The sequence below is a fragment of the Xenophilus arseniciresistens genome, assembly GCF_028023875.1.
Classification (GTDB): Bacteria; Pseudomonadota; Gammaproteobacteria; order Burkholderiales; family Burkholderiaceae_C; genus Xenophilus; species Xenophilus arseniciresistens.
Genome location: NZ_JAQIPB010000002.1, coordinates 1 through 17,516, shown reverse-complemented (window position 1 = coordinate 17,516; position 17,516 = coordinate 1). Strand labels below are relative to the sequence as shown.

The window sequence follows — 17,516 nt, the reverse complement described above, 5'->3', positions numbered from 1 at the left end:
TCATGCACATGGCGATGGTGATGGGCGCAGGCATTCTGCTGCTGGTGGTGTTCGTGATGTTCGGCTGGCTGTGGGGCGCCAGCAGCGCCGGCATGGCGGTGGCGGCCAAGGCCTTCGTGCCGGTGTGGCTGCTGATCGCCTGCATCAACATGTGGGTGGGCGTGACGCATGCGGGCTACACGGTGCGCCAGGAACTGCCGATCCTGCTGCTGGTGTTTGCGGTGCCGGCGGTGGTGGCCGGCATCGCGATGTGGCAGCTCTCGCGCAGCTGAGCGCAGCGGACCCTGCGGCCGCAGGCGCGCAGGGCCTTTTGCACCGGCCACGGTCATGAGCGTCCGGCACAATCCCGGCCATGCTCATGTATCCGCAGCTCGACCCCATCGCCCTGCAAGTGGGGCCCCTGGCCATCCACTGGTATGGCCTGACCTACCTGGCGGCCTTCGGGCTGTTCTTTTTCCTGGGCACGCGCCGGCTGCGCCACATGCCCTACGCGGCCATCCAGACGCCTGCGCCCTGGACGCGCCGCGACGTGGAAGACATCCTGTTCATGGGCGTGATGGGCGTCATCGTGGGCGGGCGCCTGGGCTACTGCCTGTTTTACAAGCCCGGCTACTACCTCTCACACCCGCTGGAGATCTTCTTCATCTGGCAAGGCGGCATGAGCTTTCATGGCGGCCTGCTGGGCGTGATCGGCGCCATGGTCTGGTACGCGCGCTCGCGCGGGCGCGGCGTGTGGCAGGTGCTGGACTTCATCGCGCCCTGCGTGCCCACGGGCCTGGCGGCCGGGCGCGTGGGCAACTTCATCAACGGCGAGCTGTGGGGCCGTTTCTCGAGCCCCGATCTGCCCTGGGGCATGGTCTTTCCGCACAGCGGCTCCATGCAGCCGCGCCACCCCTCGCAGGTCTACCAGTTCCTGCTCGAAGGTCTGCTGCTGTTCGTGATCCTGTGGCTGTTCGCGCGCAAGGAGCGTCGCGAGCGCCAGGTGTCGGCCGTGTTCCTGATCGGCTACGGCGTGATGCGCTTCGTGGCCGAATACTTCCGCGAGCCCGACGACTTCCTGGGCCTGCTGGCGCTGAACATGAGCATGGGCCAGTGGCTGTGCGTGCCCATGATCCTCGCCGGCATCGTGCTGTATGCGACCGCGCCCGCGCGGCCCGCGCAGCCCGCCGCGGCCAGGGCGGCCTGATTCGCCATCATCAGCTCCCGCCCAGGCCCTTCCAGAGCATGTAGGCGGCCAGCAGGTACAGCATGCTGGCGAAGATGCGCTTGAGCTTCTTCACCGGCAGCGCATGCGCGGCGCGTGCGCCCAGCGGCGCCATCAGCACGCTGCAGGCCGCGATCACGCCCAGCGCCGGCAGCCACAGGTAGCCGAAGGCGCCGGCCGGCAGCCCCTGCAGCGAGCGGCCCGCCACCACATAGCCTGCCACGTTGGCCACCGCGATGGGAAAGCCCAGGGCCGCGCTGGTGGCCACGGCGTTGTGGATGGCTACGTTGCACCAGGTCATGAAGGGCACGCTGATGAAGCCGCCGCCCGCGCCCACCAGGCCCGAGACAAAACCGATCAGCCCGCCCGCACCCAACTGGCCCGCCGTGCCCGGCATCTGCCGCGCGGCGGCAGGCTTGCGGTCCAGGAACATCTGCGTGGCCGAGAAACCCACGAAGAGCGCGAACACCACGGCCAGCACCGTGCCCTTGAGCAGCGCGAACACGCCCAGGCTGCCCACCAGGCTGCCGATCACGATGCCTGGCGAGAGCCGGCGCACGATGTCCCATCGCACCGCGCCGCGCTTGTGGTGCGCGCGCACGCTGGAGATGGAGGTGAAGACGATGGTGGCCATGGAGGTGGCGATGGCCATCTTCACCGCCAGTTCCGCCGGCACGCCGCGCTGGCCCAGCATCCAGGTGAGGAAGGGCACCATGACCATGCCGCCGCCGATGCCCAGCAGCCCGGCCAGGAAGCCGGCGCCCAGGCCCAGCAATGCGAGTTCGAGGATCAGCAGGGCGTCGATGGACATGGAAGGCAGGGCACAGGGAAGCAGACAAGACAACGGCCCCGGAGCAAAAGATGCTGCGCGGGGCCGTGATCGGGCGGATTAGGTGTCTGCAAGTGCCACCGGACCGTCATCCTGAACGCAGGGTTCAGGTGGGCGAGAGCAACCAGGCATTGGGATCATCTGACGCGAGATGTTCAACGCTTGCCTGGCAATGTATCAAGCCCGGGCTCCATAGAGCATTGGTTCAAGGAAATATAAAGCCCGGCATGCACTGCAGACGCTTTGGATTCTACGCCCCGAGACGCGTCCGTACAGCATGGTGGACAGGGCAATGCGGCCTTGCTTGACAGGCACCGGATGGCGGTGCGAGAAGCAGGGCGCGTGCGTCTCAGAACAGCCGGCCGTCGCTGCTGAGCACCTGGTCCAGGCGTTCAATCAGCTGGCTGCTGCGCGCATCGGCCGAGCCGGCCACGGTGCTGGTGTAAGACAGCAGGGGGCCGCCGCTGCTGGCGGCCGGCGCGGGGGCCGAGCCCGCTGCTTCGGCCTTGGCTTTTTCTTCGGCCAGCGCGGCTTGCGCCGCGGCCAGGTCCTGGTCGCGCTGGGCCAGGTCGAAGGCCAGGTTCAGCGAGGCCAGCACCGCGATGCGGTCACGCGCCTTGACCTTGCCTGCATCGCGGATGCCGCACATGGCGGCATCCACGCGGGCCACGGCCTCGCGCAGTTGTGCTTCGCCATCGGGGGGGCAGCCGAGCAGATAGCTCTGCCCCATGATTTGCACTTCGATCTGGTTCACGGTGTGGCGTTGGGTGCGTCGAGGGAATCGGGCGAGGGAGCCGGCGCAGGGGCGGCCGGCAGGCGCTCGAGCATGGCGTCGATGCGCGTGCGCGCCGCGTTCAGGCGCGACTTGAGCATGTCGCGTTCGCGCGTCAGTTCGTCGACCTGGGCCTGCAGCAGGGCGTTGGTGCGCTGGGTTTCGTCATAGCGCACGAGCAACCGCTCCACGCGCTCGGCGATCTGGTCGATGGGGCTCGGTGCGGGCATGGGGCAAGATTGTAGGTCGCTGCCCGGCCAGTTAATACGGCTGTTGCGCGCTGTGCGCGAAGGCACGGGCAGCCACTAGAATCCGCCGCGTTGGTGCTCGTGCCGCGGTTCGCGCGGCGCAGTTCAACGGGAAGCAGGAGCCGCGGCACCGCACGGTCGCCAAAGCCAGCCTGCGCTGCCCCCGCAACGGTCAAGCAGCCGGTGCCTCGTCGGGTCCTTTTGCAGGAACAGGCAAGGCACTCCCCCTCTTTCAGAACGCAGCCACTGGGCGCCGTCGATACGCGGCACCTGGGAAGGCGAAAGAGGGTTGCTGTCAGCCCGGATACCGGCCAACAAGGCGGTCGCGCCGCGCCCCTGACCGGGCGCATGCGGCCATGGGCCCATGTGCCGGCGGGGAAGCCGGACCCGGGCATCGCTTGAGTACCTTTCTTGTTTCCATGAATCCCCGCGTCATTTCTTCGCGCGCCTTGCCGCGCCTGCCTCTTGTTGCGCTGGCAGGCGCCGTGGGCGCTGCGTTGCCCCTGCTGGCCGCTGCCCAGTCCGCCCAGGTCGCCCCGCTGGCTGCGGCCGGTGTGCCGGCCCTGCACGAAACCGTGGTCACGGCCACGCGCGTGGCCCAGCCGCTGTCGGACCTCGTGGCCGACGTGTCCGTCGTCGACCGCCAGACCCTCGAGGCCAGCGGCGCCGCCGGCGTGCTGGACGTGCTGGCTCGCCTGCCAGGCGTGGAGATTTCGCGCAACGGCAGCATCGGCACCACTTCGAGTGTGTTCCTGCGCGGCGCCGAAACCCGCTTCACGGCCGTCTACCTCGACGGCGTTCGGCTGGACACGCAGTCGACCGGCGGCGCGCCCTGGGAGGCGATCCCGCTGGCGCGCGTCGAGCGCATCGAAGTGCTGCGCGGTCCGGCCGCCGCGGTGTACGGCTCCGACGCGATCGGCGGCGTGATCCAGATCTTCACGAAGAAGGGCGAGGGCGCGGCGCAGCCCTATGTGAGCGTGGGCGCAGGCAGCCAGCGCACGCGCAAGCTCGAAGCCGGCATCAGCGGCCAGGCCGGCGATCTTGACTACGCAGTCGGTGCGTCCTATCAGGAAAGCGCGGGCTTCGATGTGCGCACGCCCGACATCCGCCACAACTTCGACCAGGACCTGTACCGCACGCATGGCGCCAACCTGCGGCTGGGCTATCGCCTCAATGCGCAGCACCGGCTGGAAGCCCATGTGCTGGCCAACGAGATGGAGTCGGCCTACGACGCGAGCTCGGGCAGCTCCTACACCCGCGCGCGCATCTTCAACGACGACCGCAACCTCCATCATCTGCGCGCCGCCGGCCTGGGCTGGACCGCGCAGTGGACGCCCGAGTACAAGACCCGCCTGTCGGTCACCGATTCGAACCAGCGCTATGAAACGCGAATCGTGGGCCAGGCCGCCAGCTACATCACGCAGACCCAGCTGCGCGACTACCGCTTCGACAACGAATACCGCGTGGGCGCGCACCTGGTCACGGTCTCGCTGGAGCGGCGCGAGGACAGGCTCTACAACCCCGCGCTCGACGCCTACAGCAACACGCTGGAGCGCGAGCGTTCGCAGGACGCGCTGGCCCTGGGCTACGGCTACGTGAGCAATGGCCATTCGCTGCAGCTCAACCTTCGTCATGACAAGGACAGCGAGTTCGGCGGCAAGACCACGGGCAGCGCGGCCTACGGCTATGAATTCGCCAAGGGCTGGCGCGTGACGGCCTCGGCCGGCACGGCCTTCCGCGCGCCCACGCTGTACCAGCGTTTCAGCGCCTACGGCGATGCCAGCCTGCAGCCCGAAACCGGCCGCAACTTCGAGCTGGGCCTGCGCTACGCGAGCGGCAGCACCCACGCCAGCGTGGTGGCCTACCGCAACCGCGTGCGCAACCTCATCGTGTTCGACGGCACCCGCACCAGCTGCGGCCAGGCCTTCGGCTGCTACAACAGCGTGGGCCGAGCCGAGTACACCGGCATCACCTTCGCGGCGGGCCACCGCATCGGCGACCTGACGCTGCGCGCCTCGCTGGACCTGCAGGAGCCGCGCGACATGGACACCGACAAGCTGCTGGCGCGCCGCGCGCGCGTCCACGGCGTGCTGGGCGCCGACTGGCAGGTGGCCGGCTGGACGCTGGGCGCCGAGGTGCAGGCCTCGGGCCGCCGCTGGGACAACGCGGCCAACACCACCCAGCTGGGCGGCTACACCTTGCTGAACCTGTCGGCCAGCACGCAGATCACGCCCGAATGGACGCTGAGCGCGCGCCTGGACAACGTGGCCGACAAGCACTACGAACTGGCGCGTGGCTATGCCACCGCAGGCCGCACCGCCTTCGTCAACCTCAAGTGGGCGCCGCGATAGAAAACGCAGCACGCTGCGCCGCCGTTCTGGTCGCCGCCCCGGCTTCGGGCCAGGGCAAGACCACGGTGGCGGCGGCGCTGGCGCGGCTGCATGCGCGCCAGGGCCGGCGCGTGCGTGCCTTCAAGTGCGGGCCCGACTTCCTGGACCCGCAATGGCTGGCGCTGGCCAGCGGGCAGAGCGTCGACTCGCTGGACCTGTGGATCAACGGCGAGAGCGACTGCCGCGCGCGCCTGCACGCAGCCGCCCGCGACAGCGACCTGATCGTGGTCGAAGGCGTGATGGGCCTGTTCGACGGCCAGCCCAGCGCGGCCGACCTGGCGCGCCGCCTGCGCCTGCCGGTGCTGGCGGTGATCGACGCGGGTTCCATGGCCGGCACCTTCGGCGCGCTGGTGCATGGGCTCAAAAGCTACGAAGCCGATCTGCCCTGGGCCGGTGTGCTGGCCAATCGCGTGGCCAGCGAGCGCCATGGCGCCATGCTGCAAGGCGCGCTGCGCGAGCGCAGCGACTGGCTGGGCGGCCTGCCCAAGGGCGCGCAGTTCAGCTTGCCCGAGCGGCACCTGGGCCTGGTCGGCAGTGCCGAGCTGGAGGATGCGCTCGCGCGCATCGACGCCGCGGCCGACGCGCTGGCCGCCACGCCGCTGGGGCAAATGGCACCGGCCGATCTGCCTCAGGCCATGTTTGATGCAGTTGCGCAGGCCAGCGTGCCGCGCCTGCTCGAGGGCCGGCGCATCGCCATCGCGCGCGATGCGGCCTTTGCCTTCATCTACCCCGCCAATGTTCAAGTGCTCGAGGCGATGGGTGCGCGCTGCGTCTTCTTCTCGCCGCTGGCTGGCGACGCGCTGCCCGATTGCGATGCGCTGTGGCTGCCCGGCGGTTACCCCGAGTTGCATGCAGGGGCGCTCTCGGTGCGCGATGATCTGCGGGCTCAGTTGGCGGCGCATGTGGCGCAGGGCCGGCCCGTGTGGGCCGAATGCGGCGGCATGATGGCGCTGTTCGAGGAACTGGTCGATGCGCAGGGCCAGGTGCATGCCATGTGGGGCCTGCTGCCCGGGCGCACCGTGATGCAGCGGCGCCTGGCCGGCCTCGGGCCGCAGCAACTCGTCCTGGAATCTCATACCTTGCGCGGACACACTTTCCACTACTCCACCTGCCAGAGCCCCTTGCAGCCGTCCACGCGCAGCGCGCGGCCCGGCATGCCGCCCGCGCCCGATGCAGGCGAGGCCCTGTATGTCCACGGCCCCGTGCGCGCGAGCTACTTCCACGCCTGGTTTGCTTCGTCGCCCGAAGCCGTGGCCCAGCTCTTCAGCGCCGCTGCGCAGGCCCGCCATGGCTGACCCCGCCGTGGTGCGCGAACTGATCCTGGGCGGCCAGCGCAGCGGCAAGTCGCGCCGTGCCGAGCTGCTGGCGCAGCAATGGCTGGCCGGCTCGCCTGCGCGCCGGGCCGTGATGGTGGCCACGGCCCAGCCCTGGGACGCCGAGATGCGCGCGCGCATCGCGCAGCACCAGCAGGACCGCGCTGAGCGCCTGCCTGCCATGGAGACGCTCGAGGAGCCGCTGCACCTTCCCGAGGCCATCCTGGGCCTGAGCACGCCCGAGACGCTGGTGGTGGTGGACTGCCTGACGCTGTGGCTGAGCAACCTCATGATGCCGCCCGACCTGGACCCGGCGCGCGCCGCTGCGCCCGAGACCGGTGCGCTGCTGGCCCTGCTGCCCGAGCTGCTGGCCGAAACCACCGGCCCCGTGGTGCTGGTGAGCAACGAGATCGGCCTGGGCGTGGTGCCCATGGGCGAGGAAGTGCGCCTCTACGTGGACCTGCTGGGCCGCCTGAACCAGCAGGTGGCGGCCGTGTGCGAGCGCGTGACCTTCATGGCCGCGGGCCTGCCGATGACGCTGAAGGGGGGCGCATGAAAGACAACAGGCGCATGCGCTGGTGCGCTGCCGCCATGCACACCCTGTGGCTGCTGCTGTGCGCAGCGGCGCCTGCATGGGCCCAGGCCGGGCCGGCCCTGCAGATCACCGATGACCGCGGCCAGCGCGTGCAGCTGGCGCAGCCGCCGCAGCGCATCGTCAGCACGCTGCCGTCATTGACCGAAACCGTGTGCGAGCTGGGCGCCTGCGCGCGGCTGGTGGGCGTGGACCGCTATTCCAACTGGCCCGATGCCGTGCGCGCGCTGCCGCAGGTGGGCGGTGGCCTGGACCCGAACGTGGAAGCCATCTTCGCGCTCCGCCCCGACCTGGTGCTGGTGGCGCAATCGTCGCGCGTGGCCGACCGGCTGCAGGCGCTGGGCCTGAAGGTGGCCGTGCTCGAACCGAAGACGCATGCCGACGTGCAGCGCGTGGCCACGCGCGTGGCGCAGCTGCTGGGCGTGGATGTGCGCGAGGCGCAGTCGCTGTGGCGCCGCATCGACGCGGCCGTCGAAGCCGCCGCGCAATCGGTGCCGCCGGCCGCGCGGGGCGCGCGCGTGTACATCGAAGTCAGCGGCGGGCCCTATGCGGCCGGCCCGGGCTCCTTCATCGGCGAGACGCTCACGCGCCTGCATGCGCGCAACATCGTCACGCCGGACCTGGGGCCATTCCCCAAGCTCAACCCCGAATACGTGGTGCGCGCCGATCCGGCGCTGATCATGGTGGGCGCCCGCAGCGCCCAGGGGCTGGAGCAGCGGCCGGGCTGGGGCGGCATCGCGGCGGTGAAGAACGCGCGCGTGTGCCGCTTCACGGCCGAGGAATCCGACCGCCTGGTGCGCCCCGGCCCGCGCATGAGCGAAGCCGCGCGCCTGATGGCCGATTGCCTTTCGCGCATGGCGGCGCCCAACTGATGCACAGCTCGCGCGCACGCTGGCTGGCGCTGGCCCTGCTGCTGGTTGCCGTGGCCCTGCTGGGCCTGGGCGCGGCCGTGGGCAGCACGGGGCTGCAGCGCGTCTGGCAGCCGCAGCAGATGCAGGCCGACCCCGTCGCCTGGCAGATCGTGTGGGACATCCGGCTGCCGCGCACCCTGGGCGCCTGGCTGGCCGGCGCCTTGCTGGGGCTGGCCGGCGCGGTGGCCCAGGGCCTGTTCCGCAATCCGCTGGCCGATCCCTATCTGCTGGGCAGCGCCTCGGGCGCGCTGCTGGCCGTGGCGCTGGCGCTGGCCGCCTTCGGCCTCTCGCCCGGGCTCACGCACTGGGTGGTGCGCCTGGGCCTGACGGGCGCGGCCTTCGTCGGCGCGGTGCTGGCGGTGCTGCTCACGCTGGCATTGGCGCGCGGCGTGCAGCAGACGCTGCATCTGCTGCTGGCCGGCGTGATCGTGGGCGTGGTGCTGGGCGCAGCCAAGGACCTGATCACCATCGCCTCGGTCGACATCCTGCAGGCCGTGACGGCTTTCATGCTGGGCAGCACCGGCCTGCTGGGCTGGAGCGCGGCCGGCGTGATGGCCGCCATGCTGGCCGTGTGCCTGCTCGCGGCCTGGGCGCTGGCGCCAGTGCTCGACGGTCTGGCGCTGGGCGAGGCCACGGCCGCCAGCCTGGGCCTTCCGCTGCCGGCCATGCGCGCGGCGCTGGTGGCGGTGCTGGCGCTGGCCACGGGGGCCGCCGTGGCGCAGACGGGGCTGATCGCCTTCGTCGGCCTGGCCGCGCCGCACCTGGTGCGATCCATCGTCAAGACCACGCATGCCTGGCTGGTGCTGCTCTCGGCACTGATGGGCGGGCTGCTGCTGATGGCGGCCGACCTGCTGGCGCGCTGGCTCACGGCGCCGCAGGAGTTGCCGGTGGGCGTGCTCACGGCCGTCCTGGGGGGCAGCTACCTGCTGTGGCTGATGCACCGGCGCGGGCGAGGGCGAGGGCGAGGGCGATGAGCGGCACCGTCGCTTCTTCGTCGAGTGCGCTGCAGGCGCATGGCCTGCGGGCCAGCCTGGGCGGCACGCCGGTGCTGCACGGGATCGACCTGGCCTTTGCGCCGGGCTGCTGGACCAGCGTGGTCGGTCCCAACGGCGCGGGCAAATCCACCCTGCTGCGCGCACTGGCCGGCCTGCTGCCGCACGACGGTCAGGTGCATCTGCATGGCAGGCTGCTGGCGCAATGGTCGGCCCGCGAACGCGCGCGCGGCCTGGCCTGGCTGGCGCAGGGCGGCGCTTCGGACGGCGCGGCCGACGACCTGTCCAGCCTCGACGTGGTCATGCTGGGCCGGCTGCCGCATCAGCGCTGGCTGGCCCCGGCTTCGGCGCGGGACCATGCCGCCGTCGAGGCGGCCATGCGCCGCACGCAATGCTGGGACTGGCGTGCACGGCCGCTGGGCCAGCTCTCGGGCGGCGAGCGCCAGCGCGTGCTGCTGGCGCGCGCGCTGGCCGTGCAGGCGCCCGTGCTGCTGATGGACGAGCCGCTGGCCAACCTGGACCCGCCGCACCAGGCCGACTGCCTGGCCAGCGCGCGCGAACTGGCCGCGGCCGGCCACACCGTGGTCAGCGTGCTGCACGAGCTGCATGCGGCGCTGTGCGCCGAGCGCGTGGTCGTGATGGTCGCCGGGCGCGTGCTGCACCATGGCGCCAGCGGCGATGCGGCCACGCACCGGGCGCTGGAGGCCGTGTTCGACCATCGCGTGCGCGTGCATGCGGTCGATGGCCAGTGGGTCGCCTTGCCCGCCTGACCCGTTCAACGCTCAACCTGTATCGTCCCAAAGATGAAGATCGAAACACCACCGACCGACAAGCCCTACGAGAAGCCCGAGGGCGAGCGCCGCGGCCTGCTGCTGGTCAACACCGGCGACGGCAAGGGCAAGAGCACCTCGGCCTTTGGCCTGGCCCTGCGCGCGCACGGGCGCGGCAAGGCCGTGAAGATCTACCAGTTCATGAAGGTGCCCTCGGCGCGCTTTGGCGAGCACCGCATGTTCGAGCAGATCGGCATTCCCATCGAAGGGCTGGGCGACGGCTTTTCGTGGAAGAGCCAGGACCTGGAGCGCTCCGCGCAACTGGCGCGTGACGGCTGGCAGAAGGCCAGGGCGGCCATCCTCTCGGGCGAGTTCTTCCTGGTCGTGCTTGACGAAGTCACCTACCCGCTGGTCTATGGCTGGCTGCCGCTCGACGAAGTGCTGGCCACCTTGCGCGAGCGCCCGCGCGACGTGCATGTGATGCTCACGGGCCGCCGTTGTCCGCAGGAGATCATCGACATCGCCGACACCGTGACCGAGATGGCGATGGTCAAGCACGCCTTCCAGGCCGGCATTCCCGCGCAGCGCGGCATCGAGGACTGATGCGGCAGGGCAGGGCGCGCCCCATGCGGCGCGCGAAACGCTGATGCCCGCGCTGCTGCTGGCCCTGGTCCCGCTGATCGCCCTGGCCGTTGACCGCTGGCTCGGCGAGCCGCCTGCGCGCTGGCATCCCGTGGTGTGGATGGGGGCCTGGCTGCAGGCATGCGCGCCGCATGTGGCACCGCAGGAAGCGGGGCCGCGCAGCCACGCGCGCATGCTCCCCTTCGTAGCTGGCGCAATGGCCTGGTGTCTGGGCGCAGCCATGGTCGCGCTGCTGGCGCTGGCGCTTCAAACGGCCTTGTGGCGCTGGCTGCCGGCCTGGTCGGCCGTGCTCGTGCTGGGCTTGCTGCTCAAGCCGCTGCTGGCCTGGCGCCTGTTGCGGGAGGAAGTGCAGGGCGTGGAGGCTGCGCTGGCGCAATCGACCGCGGCTGGCCGCGCGCAGCTGGCCCGACTGGTCAGCCGCAACGTGACGCCGCTGAGCGCCACTGAGGTGCGCGAAAGCGCCCTCGAGTCGCTGGCCGAGAACCTCAACGATTCGGTGGTCGCGCCGCTGTTCTGGTTTGCCGTGGCCGGCCTGCCCGGGGCGGCGCTCTACCGCTTTGCCAACACGGCCGACGCCATGTGGGGCTACCGCGGCGCGCGGGACGGCCGCGTGTGGGAGTGGGCCGGCAAATGGGCTGCGCATGCGGACGATGCGCTGTCGTGGCTGCCGGCGCGCATCACGGCACTGTTGCTGGCCTTGGCTGCGCGGCGCTGGCCGCGGGGCCTGCGGCGCGAGGCGGCCCGCACGCCATCACCCAACAGCGGCTGGCCCATGGCCGCGATGGCCCTGCTGCTGGACGTGCGGCTGGCCAAGCCCGGCGTCTATGCGCTGCATGCCGACGGCGGGGCCGCTGCGCCAAGCCACGTGCCGCACGCCATCGCGCTGGCGGGCCGGGCTGCATGGGCCGCGGGCCTGCTCTGCGCTGCAGCCGTCTTCGTCCGCCCCGGAGTGCTGCCTTGATCGACGACGACAGCACACCGCTTCATGGCGGCCCCGACGCGCTGGGTGCGCCGCTGCATGACTTTTCTACCAACGCCAACGCCTGCGGGCCGTGCCCGCCCACGGTGGCAGCCCTTCAGGCAGCCGACCCCACGCGCTACCCCGATCCGGCCTACACCGCGCTGCGCGAGCAACTGGCCGCCTTCCATGGCGTGGGGCGCGAGCGCATCGTGCTGGCCGCCAGTGCCAGCGAATTCATCGCGCGCATCACGGCGGCCGTGGCCAGTTCACCCCTGGGCGCGGCAGGTGCCGTGCAGGTGCCCGTGCATGCCTATGGCGACTATGCGCGCGCGGCGCGCAGCTGGGGGCTGCCGCTGCAGACTGCGGCGCCGCAGCGGCCCACGGTGCTGATCTGGGCCTGCGACCCTTCCGCGCCGCTGGGGCAGGCGCAGGCGGCGCTGGCGTCCTGCATCGCGTCCTTGCGGGAGCCAGCAGTGCCCCTGGTGCTCGACCGCGCCTACGAGCCCTTGAGGCTCGGGGGTGCCAGCGGCCTGAGCGCGGCCCAACTGGCACGCGTCTGGCAGCTCTGGTCGCCCAACAAGGCGCTGGGCCTGACGGGCGTGCGCGGCGCCTACGCCATCGCGCCAGAGGACGAGGCCGCGGCGCAACTGCAAAGCCGTCTGCAGCGCCTCGCGCCCTCGTGGCCGCTGGGTGCCCATGCCGTGGCCATGCTGCAGAGCTGGGCCGACGAGGCCGCCCAGCAATGGCTGGCCGGCTGCCTGCCCACCCTGCGAAGCTGGAAGGCCGCGCAGCAATCGCTGTGCCGTGAACTGGGCTGGGCCGTCATCGACAGCGACAGCAACTACTTCTGCGCCGACTGGTCCGCGGTGCTGGGGCAGGGCGAAGCGCCCCAGCTTCTGCAGGCACTGCGCGCCCGTGGCGTCAAGCTGCGCGACGCGACGTCCTTCGGCCTGCCAGGCCATGTGCGCCTGGGCGTGCGCGAGCCGGCGAGCCAAGTGGCGCTGGCTGATGCGTGGGCTGGGGCGGGCGGGGCTACGTTGGGTTGACTGGAAGGCGCGATGTCGATCGGCCGGGCCTACTGCGCGTACCCCGGGCTCTCGCGGTCGAGCTTGCGCAGCAGGGCGGGCCAGGCGATGTTGGCGCCCAGCCCCGTCGTCACCTTCTTGAGCACCTGGCCCAGGCCCTCGAGGATGGCGGGGTTCACCTGCACCAGTTCGCCACCGGCCTGCGCGTCGATCTGGATGCGGCAGGCATTCTCGAAGGTGTACATGTTCAGGAAGGCATCGGCCACCGTCTGGCCCACGGTGAGCAGGCCATGGTTGCGCAGCATCAGGAAGTTCCGCGTGCCCAGGTCCTGCTGCAGGCGCGGCTGCTCGTCGTCGCGCACGGCCACGCCCTCGTAGTCGTGATAGCCCAGCGAGGCCAGCACGAAGGTGCTCTGCTGGCTGATGGGCAGCACGCCGCATTTCTGCGCGCTCACGGCCACGCCCGCACGGCTGTGCGTGTGCAGCACGCACTGCACGTCCTCGCGCGCGGCGTGGATGCAGCTGTGGATCACGAAACCGGCCGGGTTGACGGGGTAGGGCGAGTCGATCAGCTTGTTGCACGCCATGTCCACCTTGACCAGGCTGGAGGCCGTGATCTCGTCGAACATCATCCCGTAGGGGTTGATGAGGAAGTGGTGGTCCGGGCCCGGGATGCGCGCGCTGATGTGGGTGAAGACCAGGTCGCTCCAGCCGTACAGCGCCACCAGGCGGTAGCAGGCGGCCAGGTCCACGCGCAGCTGCCATTCCTCGTCGGACACGCGCTGGCGGATTTCACGGGTTTCGGCGGCAGTGATCGCATTCATGATGGAGGTCTCCTTGGTCTGGCGCGGGCGGTTCAGGCGGCGGCCGTCTCGGGTTGCTTGAGCGCATCCTTGTAGATGCTCTGGCGCGGCTGGGCCATCACGCGGCGCAGCAGCGGCGCGAACTCGCTGATGGGCAGGGTCTCGGCCTTTGGGTCGAAGGCCGGGTTGTCGTACAGCGCGCAGAACTCGGCCGTGCGTTCGTAGTGCGGATGGGCCTGGAACTGGTCGCGCAGGTCGCGGTCCAGCCCGATGTGATGGAAGAAGTAGTGGCCCTGGAAGATGCCGTGGTGCTTGACCATCCAGAGGTTGGCATCGCTCACGAAGGGCTGCAGGATCGCTGCGGCGATGTCCGGATGGTTGAAGCTGCCCAGCGTGTCGCCGATGTCGTGCAGCAGCGCACACACCACGTACTCCTCGTCGCGCCCGTCGCGCAGCGCACGCGTGGCCGTCTGCAGCGAATGGGTGTAGCGGTCCACCGGAAAGCCGCCGTAGTCGCCTTCGAGGATCTTCAGGTGCGCCATCACGCGCTCGGGCAGCCCCTGGGCGAAGTGCATGAACTCCCCGCCAATGGCCTGCCAGTCTTCCTGCGTGCTGTCTTCCATGCGCACGAACTGGGCTCGCTTCGCGTTCATCTGAGGTGTCTCCGGTGTTCTCTGGTGTCGTGGGTCGGCTGTGGCAGCCTGCGGCCACTTTAGGCCGGCATCTGGTCTTCAACTGTCCGGAATCCGACAATCCGGTGCCCGCGTTTACCCGCGTCCGGCGCCTGCACGGCGCCGCCCGTCTTCCTCGTCCATGGCCCAGGCTTTCCGACTCACCCCCGCCCAGCGCAGCGCATTTGCCGCCAACCCGTGGTTCGCCTCGCTCTCGCGCGGCCAGCGCGAGGCGCTGACCGGTGCCGCCGAGCTGCTGCATCTGCGCCGGGGCGAAATGCTGTTCCGTCAGGGCGATCCGGCGGGCGCGGCCGGCAGCGGCTTCTACGGCCTGGCCTCGGGCACGATCAAGTCGTCCACCCTGCGCGGCGATGGCCGCGAAGCGATCCTGGCCGTGCTCGAGCCGGGCAACTGGTTCGGCGAGATCACGCTGATCGACGGTGCCCCGCGCACGCATGACGCCACGGCCCTGTCGGCCATCGACGTGCTGGTGGTTCCTGCCGACGCCTTTGCGCGCCTGATGCGCGATGCCGCCTTTGCCAACGCGATGGCCCGGCTGCTGGCGGCGCGCGTGCGTGTGCTCTATGGCCTGGCCGAAGACAACACGCTGCGCGACCTGCGCGCGCGCGTGGCCCGCCGCCTGCTGACGCTGGCGCGCGGCGACGCCACGCAGGCCGCCCACCCCCGTGCCCGCGTGGTCCTGCCGCAGGAGGCCCTGGCCATGATGCTGGGCGTGACCCGCCAGACCCTGTCGGCTCAGCTCAATGCGCTGGCAGCCGAGGGCGTGATCCGGCTGGGCTACCGGCGGGTGGAGATCGTGGATGCGCAGGCGCTGGCGGCGCTGGGGAGCTGAATCGCCGGCAGGTGGGCGGCCTGTGGCGCATGAATGCAAGGCCCACATGTAAAACGAAATGCTCGCACCCTGTGAAGCTTGATAGGGCTGCTGCGTCCATTAGTTCTCAATTTGACAGGACTGCCCCAGACCGGTTTGGAACAGGGCACCCCAAAATCACACCCTGATACAAATCAGGGAGTTCCAGTGAAACCAAAGACCGCAAGACGCGGCCGCGCAGCGCACACGCGCTCGCTGAACAAGCCTCTGGCCGCAGCGCTCGCGTCGCTGGCGGTTGCCAACGGGGCGATGGCGCAATCCAACCCGACCGCACCCAACCCTTTCATCGAAGAGATACGCCAGCAAGAGCGCGAGCGCGCCTTGCGCGAGCAGCAAGAGCGCAGCGTGGACGCGCGGCTGCAGCGGCAGGGCCCGGCGAGCACTCAACGCCTGCCCGACGCTGAAACCCCTTGTTTTCGCATCGACCGCATCACGCTCGGCGGCGAACTGGCGGGCGAGTTCCAGTGGGCGCTGCCAGCGGCCGATGGCGGCTCTGGCGACGATTCGCCGCTTGGCCGATGCCTGGGCACCGAAGGCATCAACATCGTGCTCTCCCGCCTGCAGCAGGCGGTGATTGCGCAGGGCTACGTCACCACGCGGGTGCTGGCCGGACCGCAGGACCTCACGCGCGGTGAACTGACGCTGACGCTGGTGCCAGGGCGCATCACGGCCATCCGGTTGGCCTCGGATGCTGCTGGCCAAGCTCCTGCAGGCGATCGTCTGCTGTTGTCTGCCATTCCAGCGCGCCCGGGCGACTTGCTGAACATCCGCGACATCGAGCAAGGCCTGGAGAACCTCAAGCGTGCACCGACAGCCGAGGCCGATATCCAGATCGAGCCCTCGCAATCGCCCAATGCCCGCCCAGGCGACAGCGAACTCGTCGTGAAGTACGTGCAAGGCCGCCGACTGCGCGGCGCCCTGAGCCTGGACGACAGCGGCACCGAAGCGACCGGGCGCTACCAAACAGGCCTGACCGTCTCGGCCGACAACCTGCTGGGCCTGAACGACCTGCTCTATCTCAGCGCCAACCACAGCATCGACGACCACTTCTTGGGCAACCCGCGCAAGGGCACGGAAGGGCAGACCCTGCACTACTCGGTTCCCTACGGTGACTGGTTGGCAGGATTCACCGCCTCTCGCAGCCGCTACCGGCAAACCGTGGCAGGCCTGAGCCAGGACTATGTGTATGGAGGACGCACCGAGAACGCAGAGTTCAAGCTCTCGCGCCTGATCTGGCGCAACCAGCAACACAAGACCACTTTGAGCCTGCGCGGCTTCAGGCGCGAATCGCGCAGCGACGTGGACGGCACCGAGATCGACGTGCAGCATCGCGTGGTGGGTGGCTGGGAGCTGGGCCTGAACCACAAGGCCTTCATTGGCCAGGCCACGCTGGAGGGCAACCTGGCGCACCGGCGCGGCACGGGCGCCTTTGGCGCGCTGCCCGCGCCGGAAGAGGCCTATGGCGAGGGCACATCGCGCATGCGGCTGTGGGCTGCCGATGTGCAGCTGACCGTTCCATTTCAGGTGGGCGAACAGAAGCTGCGTTATGCCGGCCAGTGGCGCGCGCAGTGGAACCGCACGCCGCTGACGCCGCAGGACCGCTTTGCCATCGGCGGGCGCTACAGCGTGCGGGGCTTTGATGGCGAAACGAGCCTGCTGGCCGAGCGCGGCTGGCTGCTGCGCAACGACCTGGGCTGGGCGATGGGCGCAAGCGGCGCCGAGCTGTACGTGGGCCTGGACTATGGCCATGTGGGTGGCTTCTCCGTGCGCCATCTGCTGGGCAACCACCTGGCGGGCGCGGTGTTGGGCGTACGCGGCGCCCTGCGCGCGGGCCCGGGCACCAGCAACCTGAACTATGACCTGTTCATCGGCGCGCCCGTGTGGAAACCCGAGGGCTTTCCCACCGCACGCGTGACGGCGGGCTTCAACCTCAACTACAGCTTCTGAGATCGCGCAGGGTTGCGCAGGGGGCCGCCGAGCGGCCAGGCACAGGGATGGGAAGAAACAATGAACAAGCATCTTCACCGGGTGGTCTTCAACGCAGCGCGAGGCCAGCGCATGGCCGTGCAGGAGACGGCCAGCAGCGCTGGCAAGGGCCGCGCGCGTAGCACGGGCTCGGCGCTTGCGGTCACCCTCGCGGGCCTGCTGGGTGCCCTGCCCGCGCAGAGCCAAATCGTCGCCAACCCCTTCGCGCCACCCGGCCAGCGACCACAAGTGCTGGTGGCGCCCAACGGCGTGCCGCTGGTCAACGTCGGCACACCCTCTGTGGCGGGTGTGAGCATCAACAGCTACAACCGCTTCGACGTGCAGGCCGCAGGTGCCATCCTCAACAACAGCCGCACGAACGTCCAGACCCAGCTGGGCGGCTGGGTGCAAGGCAACCCCTGGCTGGCGCTCGGGCCGGCTCGCATCATCGTCAACCAGGTCTCCAGCAGCGACCCGAGCCATCTTCGCGGCTATGTGGAGGTGGCCGGCCAGCGCGCGGAGGTGGTCATCGCCAA

Annotated in this window: 19 protein-coding genes and 1 riboswitch; of the genes, 14 read left to right on the top strand and 5 right to left on the bottom strand. The window is 70.2% G+C overall.

What is annotated here, in order from left to right:
- Window positions 1–2: 2 nt before the first annotated feature.
- Together PGB34_RS04655 and lgt are read left to right on the top strand one after the other, a co-directional pair.
- Entirely contained in the window at window positions 3–272 is a 270-nt protein-coding gene (locus tag PGB34_RS04655) for a hypothetical protein (protein ID WP_271426924.1), read from the top strand.
- An 80-nt stretch (window positions 273–352) separates the two neighbouring features.
- Entirely contained in the window at window positions 353–1,186 is an 834-nt protein-coding gene (gene lgt / locus PGB34_RS04650; protein ID WP_271426923.1) for a prolipoprotein diacylglyceryl transferase, read from the top strand.
- 10 nt (window positions 1,187–1,196) lie between these two features.
- Here lgt and PGB34_RS04645 read toward each other — a convergent pair whose 3' ends face one another.
- The 3 genes from PGB34_RS04645 to PGB34_RS04635 form a co-directional block, all read right to left on the bottom strand.
- The gene (locus tag PGB34_RS04645; protein ID WP_271426922.1) at window positions 1,197–2,015 is read right to left on the bottom strand and encodes a sulfite exporter TauE/SafE family protein; all 819 of its coding nucleotides are present in this window, start codon (window positions 2,013–2,015) and stop codon (window positions 1,197–1,199) included.
- 367 nt (window positions 2,016–2,382) lie between these two features.
- Window positions 2,383–2,787, bottom strand: a complete 405-nt coding sequence (locus tag PGB34_RS04640; protein ID WP_271426921.1) for a cell division protein ZapA — start codon at window positions 2,785–2,787, stop codon at window positions 2,383–2,385.
- Window positions 2,784–3,035 carry a DUF904 domain-containing protein gene (locus PGB34_RS04635; RefSeq protein WP_271426920.1) on the bottom strand — a complete coding sequence of 84 codons (252 nt, stop codon included), beginning with the start codon at window positions 3,033–3,035 and terminating at the stop codon, window positions 2,784–2,786. Before PGB34_RS04635 ends, PGB34_RS04640 begins: the two co-directional genes overlap by 4 nt.
- Window positions 3,036–3,109: 74 nt before the next feature.
- A riboswitch (cobalamin riboswitch) is annotated at window positions 3,110–3,383 on the top strand.
- An 89-nt stretch (window positions 3,384–3,472) separates the two neighbouring features.
- Between PGB34_RS04635 and PGB34_RS04630 the strand changes: the two genes are divergently transcribed.
- From PGB34_RS04630 to PGB34_RS04590, 9 genes are read left to right on the top strand one after another with little or no spacing between them, the layout of a single operon-like run.
- Window positions 3,473–5,404, top strand: a complete 1,932-nt coding sequence (locus tag PGB34_RS04630) for a TonB-dependent receptor domain-containing protein (protein WP_271426919.1) — start codon at window positions 3,473–3,475, stop codon at window positions 5,402–5,404.
- On the top strand, window positions 5,389–6,738 hold the full coding sequence (locus tag PGB34_RS04625) for a cobyrinate a,c-diamide synthase (protein ID WP_271426918.1): 1,350 nt from the start codon (window positions 5,389–5,391) through the stop codon (window positions 6,736–6,738). The genes PGB34_RS04630 and PGB34_RS04625 overlap by 16 nt, the downstream gene beginning before the upstream one ends.
- Window positions 6,731–7,312, top strand: a complete 582-nt coding sequence (locus PGB34_RS04620; RefSeq protein ID WP_271426917.1) for a bifunctional adenosylcobinamide kinase/adenosylcobinamide-phosphate guanylyltransferase — start codon at window positions 6,731–6,733, stop codon at window positions 7,310–7,312. The genes PGB34_RS04625 and PGB34_RS04620 overlap by 8 nt, the downstream gene beginning before the upstream one ends.
- Before the next feature lie 35 nt (window positions 7,313–7,347).
- On the top strand, window positions 7,348–8,220 hold the full coding sequence (locus PGB34_RS04615; RefSeq protein WP_271427657.1) for an ABC transporter substrate-binding protein: 873 nt from the start codon (window positions 7,348–7,350) through the stop codon (window positions 8,218–8,220).
- Entirely contained in the window at window positions 8,220–9,233 is a 1,014-nt protein-coding gene (locus PGB34_RS04610; protein ID WP_271426916.1) for a FecCD family ABC transporter permease, read from the top strand. Before PGB34_RS04615 ends, PGB34_RS04610 begins: the two co-directional genes overlap by 1 nt.
- Window positions 9,230–10,021, top strand: a complete 792-nt coding sequence (locus tag PGB34_RS04605; protein ID WP_271426915.1) for an ABC transporter ATP-binding protein — start codon at window positions 9,230–9,232, stop codon at window positions 10,019–10,021. The genes PGB34_RS04610 and PGB34_RS04605 overlap by 4 nt, the downstream gene beginning before the upstream one ends.
- A 33-nt stretch (window positions 10,022–10,054) precedes the next feature.
- Entirely contained in the window at window positions 10,055–10,624 is a 570-nt protein-coding gene (gene cobO, locus PGB34_RS04600; RefSeq protein WP_271426914.1) for a cob(I)yrinic acid a,c-diamide adenosyltransferase, read from the top strand.
- Window positions 10,625–10,667: 43 nt separating this feature from the next.
- Window positions 10,668–11,624: an adenosylcobinamide-phosphate synthase CbiB gene (gene cbiB, locus PGB34_RS04595; RefSeq protein WP_271426913.1), complete on the top strand. Its 957-nt coding sequence runs from the start codon at window positions 10,668–10,670 to the stop codon at window positions 11,622–11,624.
- Window positions 11,621–12,670, top strand: a complete 1,050-nt coding sequence (locus tag PGB34_RS04590; protein WP_271426912.1) for an aminotransferase class I/II-fold pyridoxal phosphate-dependent enzyme — start codon at window positions 11,621–11,623, stop codon at window positions 12,668–12,670. The genes cbiB and PGB34_RS04590 overlap by 4 nt, the downstream gene beginning before the upstream one ends.
- Window positions 12,671–12,699: 29 nt before the next feature.
- Here PGB34_RS04590 and PGB34_RS04585 read toward each other — a convergent pair whose 3' ends face one another.
- Window positions 12,700–13,473 (bottom strand): class II aldolase/adducin family protein, encoded by a 774-nt coding sequence (locus PGB34_RS04585; protein ID WP_271426911.1) that lies wholly within the window; start codon window positions 13,471–13,473, stop codon window positions 12,700–12,702.
- A 32-nt stretch (window positions 13,474–13,505) separates the two neighbouring features.
- The gene (locus tag PGB34_RS04580; RefSeq protein WP_271426910.1) at window positions 13,506–14,105 is read right to left on the bottom strand and encodes an HD domain-containing protein; all 600 of its coding nucleotides are present in this window, start codon (window positions 14,103–14,105) and stop codon (window positions 13,506–13,508) included.
- A gap of 160 nt (window positions 14,106–14,265) precedes the next feature.
- On the opposite strand from PGB34_RS04580, the gene PGB34_RS04575 reads away from it, so the two are divergent.
- The 3 genes from PGB34_RS04575 to PGB34_RS04565 all read left to right on the top strand — a co-directional run.
- Window positions 14,266–14,976: a Crp/Fnr family transcriptional regulator gene (locus PGB34_RS04575; protein ID WP_271426909.1), complete on the top strand. Its 711-nt coding sequence runs from the start codon at window positions 14,266–14,268 to the stop codon at window positions 14,974–14,976.
- A gap of 288 nt (window positions 14,977–15,264) precedes the next feature.
- Window positions 15,265–16,962 carry a ShlB/FhaC/HecB family hemolysin secretion/activation protein gene (locus tag PGB34_RS04570; RefSeq protein WP_271426908.1) on the top strand — a complete coding sequence of 566 codons (1,698 nt, stop codon included), beginning with the start codon at window positions 15,265–15,267 and terminating at the stop codon, window positions 16,960–16,962.
- A gap of 60 nt (window positions 16,963–17,022) precedes the next feature.
- On the top strand, window positions 17,023–17,516 hold a 494-nt coding region (locus PGB34_RS04565; protein ID WP_271426907.1), incomplete at its 3' end, for a two-partner secretion domain-containing protein.

What these genes read in the sequence shown, in the direction of transcription:
- cobO (WP_271426914.1), top strand. Translation starts at nt 10,055, where the DNA reads ATGAAGATCGAAACACCACCGACCGACAAGCCCTACGAGAAGCCCGAG.
- PGB34_RS04575 (WP_271426909.1), top strand. Translation starts at nt 14,266, where the DNA reads ATGGCCCAGGCTTTCCGACTCACCCCCGCCCAGCGCAGCGCATTTGCC.
- lgt (WP_271426923.1), top strand. Translation starts at nt 353, where the DNA reads ATGCTCATGTATCCGCAGCTCGACCCCATCGCCCTGCAAGTGGGGCCC.
- PGB34_RS04645 (WP_271426922.1), bottom strand. Translation starts at nt 2,015, where the DNA reads ATGTCCATCGACGCCCTGCTGATCCTCGAACTCGCATTGCTGGGCCTG.
- PGB34_RS04630 (WP_271426919.1), top strand. Translation starts at nt 3,473, where the DNA reads ATGAATCCCCGCGTCATTTCTTCGCGCGCCTTGCCGCGCCTGCCTCTT.
- PGB34_RS04620 (WP_271426917.1), top strand. Translation starts at nt 6,731, where the DNA reads ATGGCTGACCCCGCCGTGGTGCGCGAACTGATCCTGGGCGGCCAGCGC.
- PGB34_RS04605 (WP_271426915.1), top strand. Translation starts at nt 9,230, where the DNA reads ATGAGCGGCACCGTCGCTTCTTCGTCGAGTGCGCTGCAGGCGCATGGC.
- PGB34_RS04655 (WP_271426924.1), top strand. Translation starts at nt 3, where the DNA reads ATGCACATGGCGATGGTGATGGGCGCAGGCATTCTGCTGCTGGTGGTG.
- PGB34_RS04570 (WP_271426908.1), top strand. Translation starts at nt 15,265, where the DNA reads ATGGCGCAATCCAACCCGACCGCACCCAACCCTTTCATCGAAGAGATA.
- PGB34_RS04610 (WP_271426916.1), top strand. Translation starts at nt 8,220, where the DNA reads ATGCACAGCTCGCGCGCACGCTGGCTGGCGCTGGCCCTGCTGCTGGTT.
- PGB34_RS04585 (WP_271426911.1), bottom strand. Translation starts at nt 13,473, where the DNA reads ATGAATGCGATCACTGCCGCCGAAACCCGTGAAATCCGCCAGCGCGTG.
- PGB34_RS04635 (WP_271426920.1), bottom strand. Translation starts at nt 3,035, where the DNA reads ATGCCCGCACCGAGCCCCATCGACCAGATCGCCGAGCGCGTGGAGCGG.
- PGB34_RS04615 (WP_271427657.1), top strand. Translation starts at nt 7,348, where the DNA reads ATGCACACCCTGTGGCTGCTGCTGTGCGCAGCGGCGCCTGCATGGGCC.
- PGB34_RS04580 (WP_271426910.1), bottom strand. Translation starts at nt 14,105, where the DNA reads ATGAACGCGAAGCGAGCCCAGTTCGTGCGCATGGAAGACAGCACGCAG.
- cbiB (WP_271426913.1), top strand. Translation starts at nt 10,668, where the DNA reads ATGCCCGCGCTGCTGCTGGCCCTGGTCCCGCTGATCGCCCTGGCCGTT.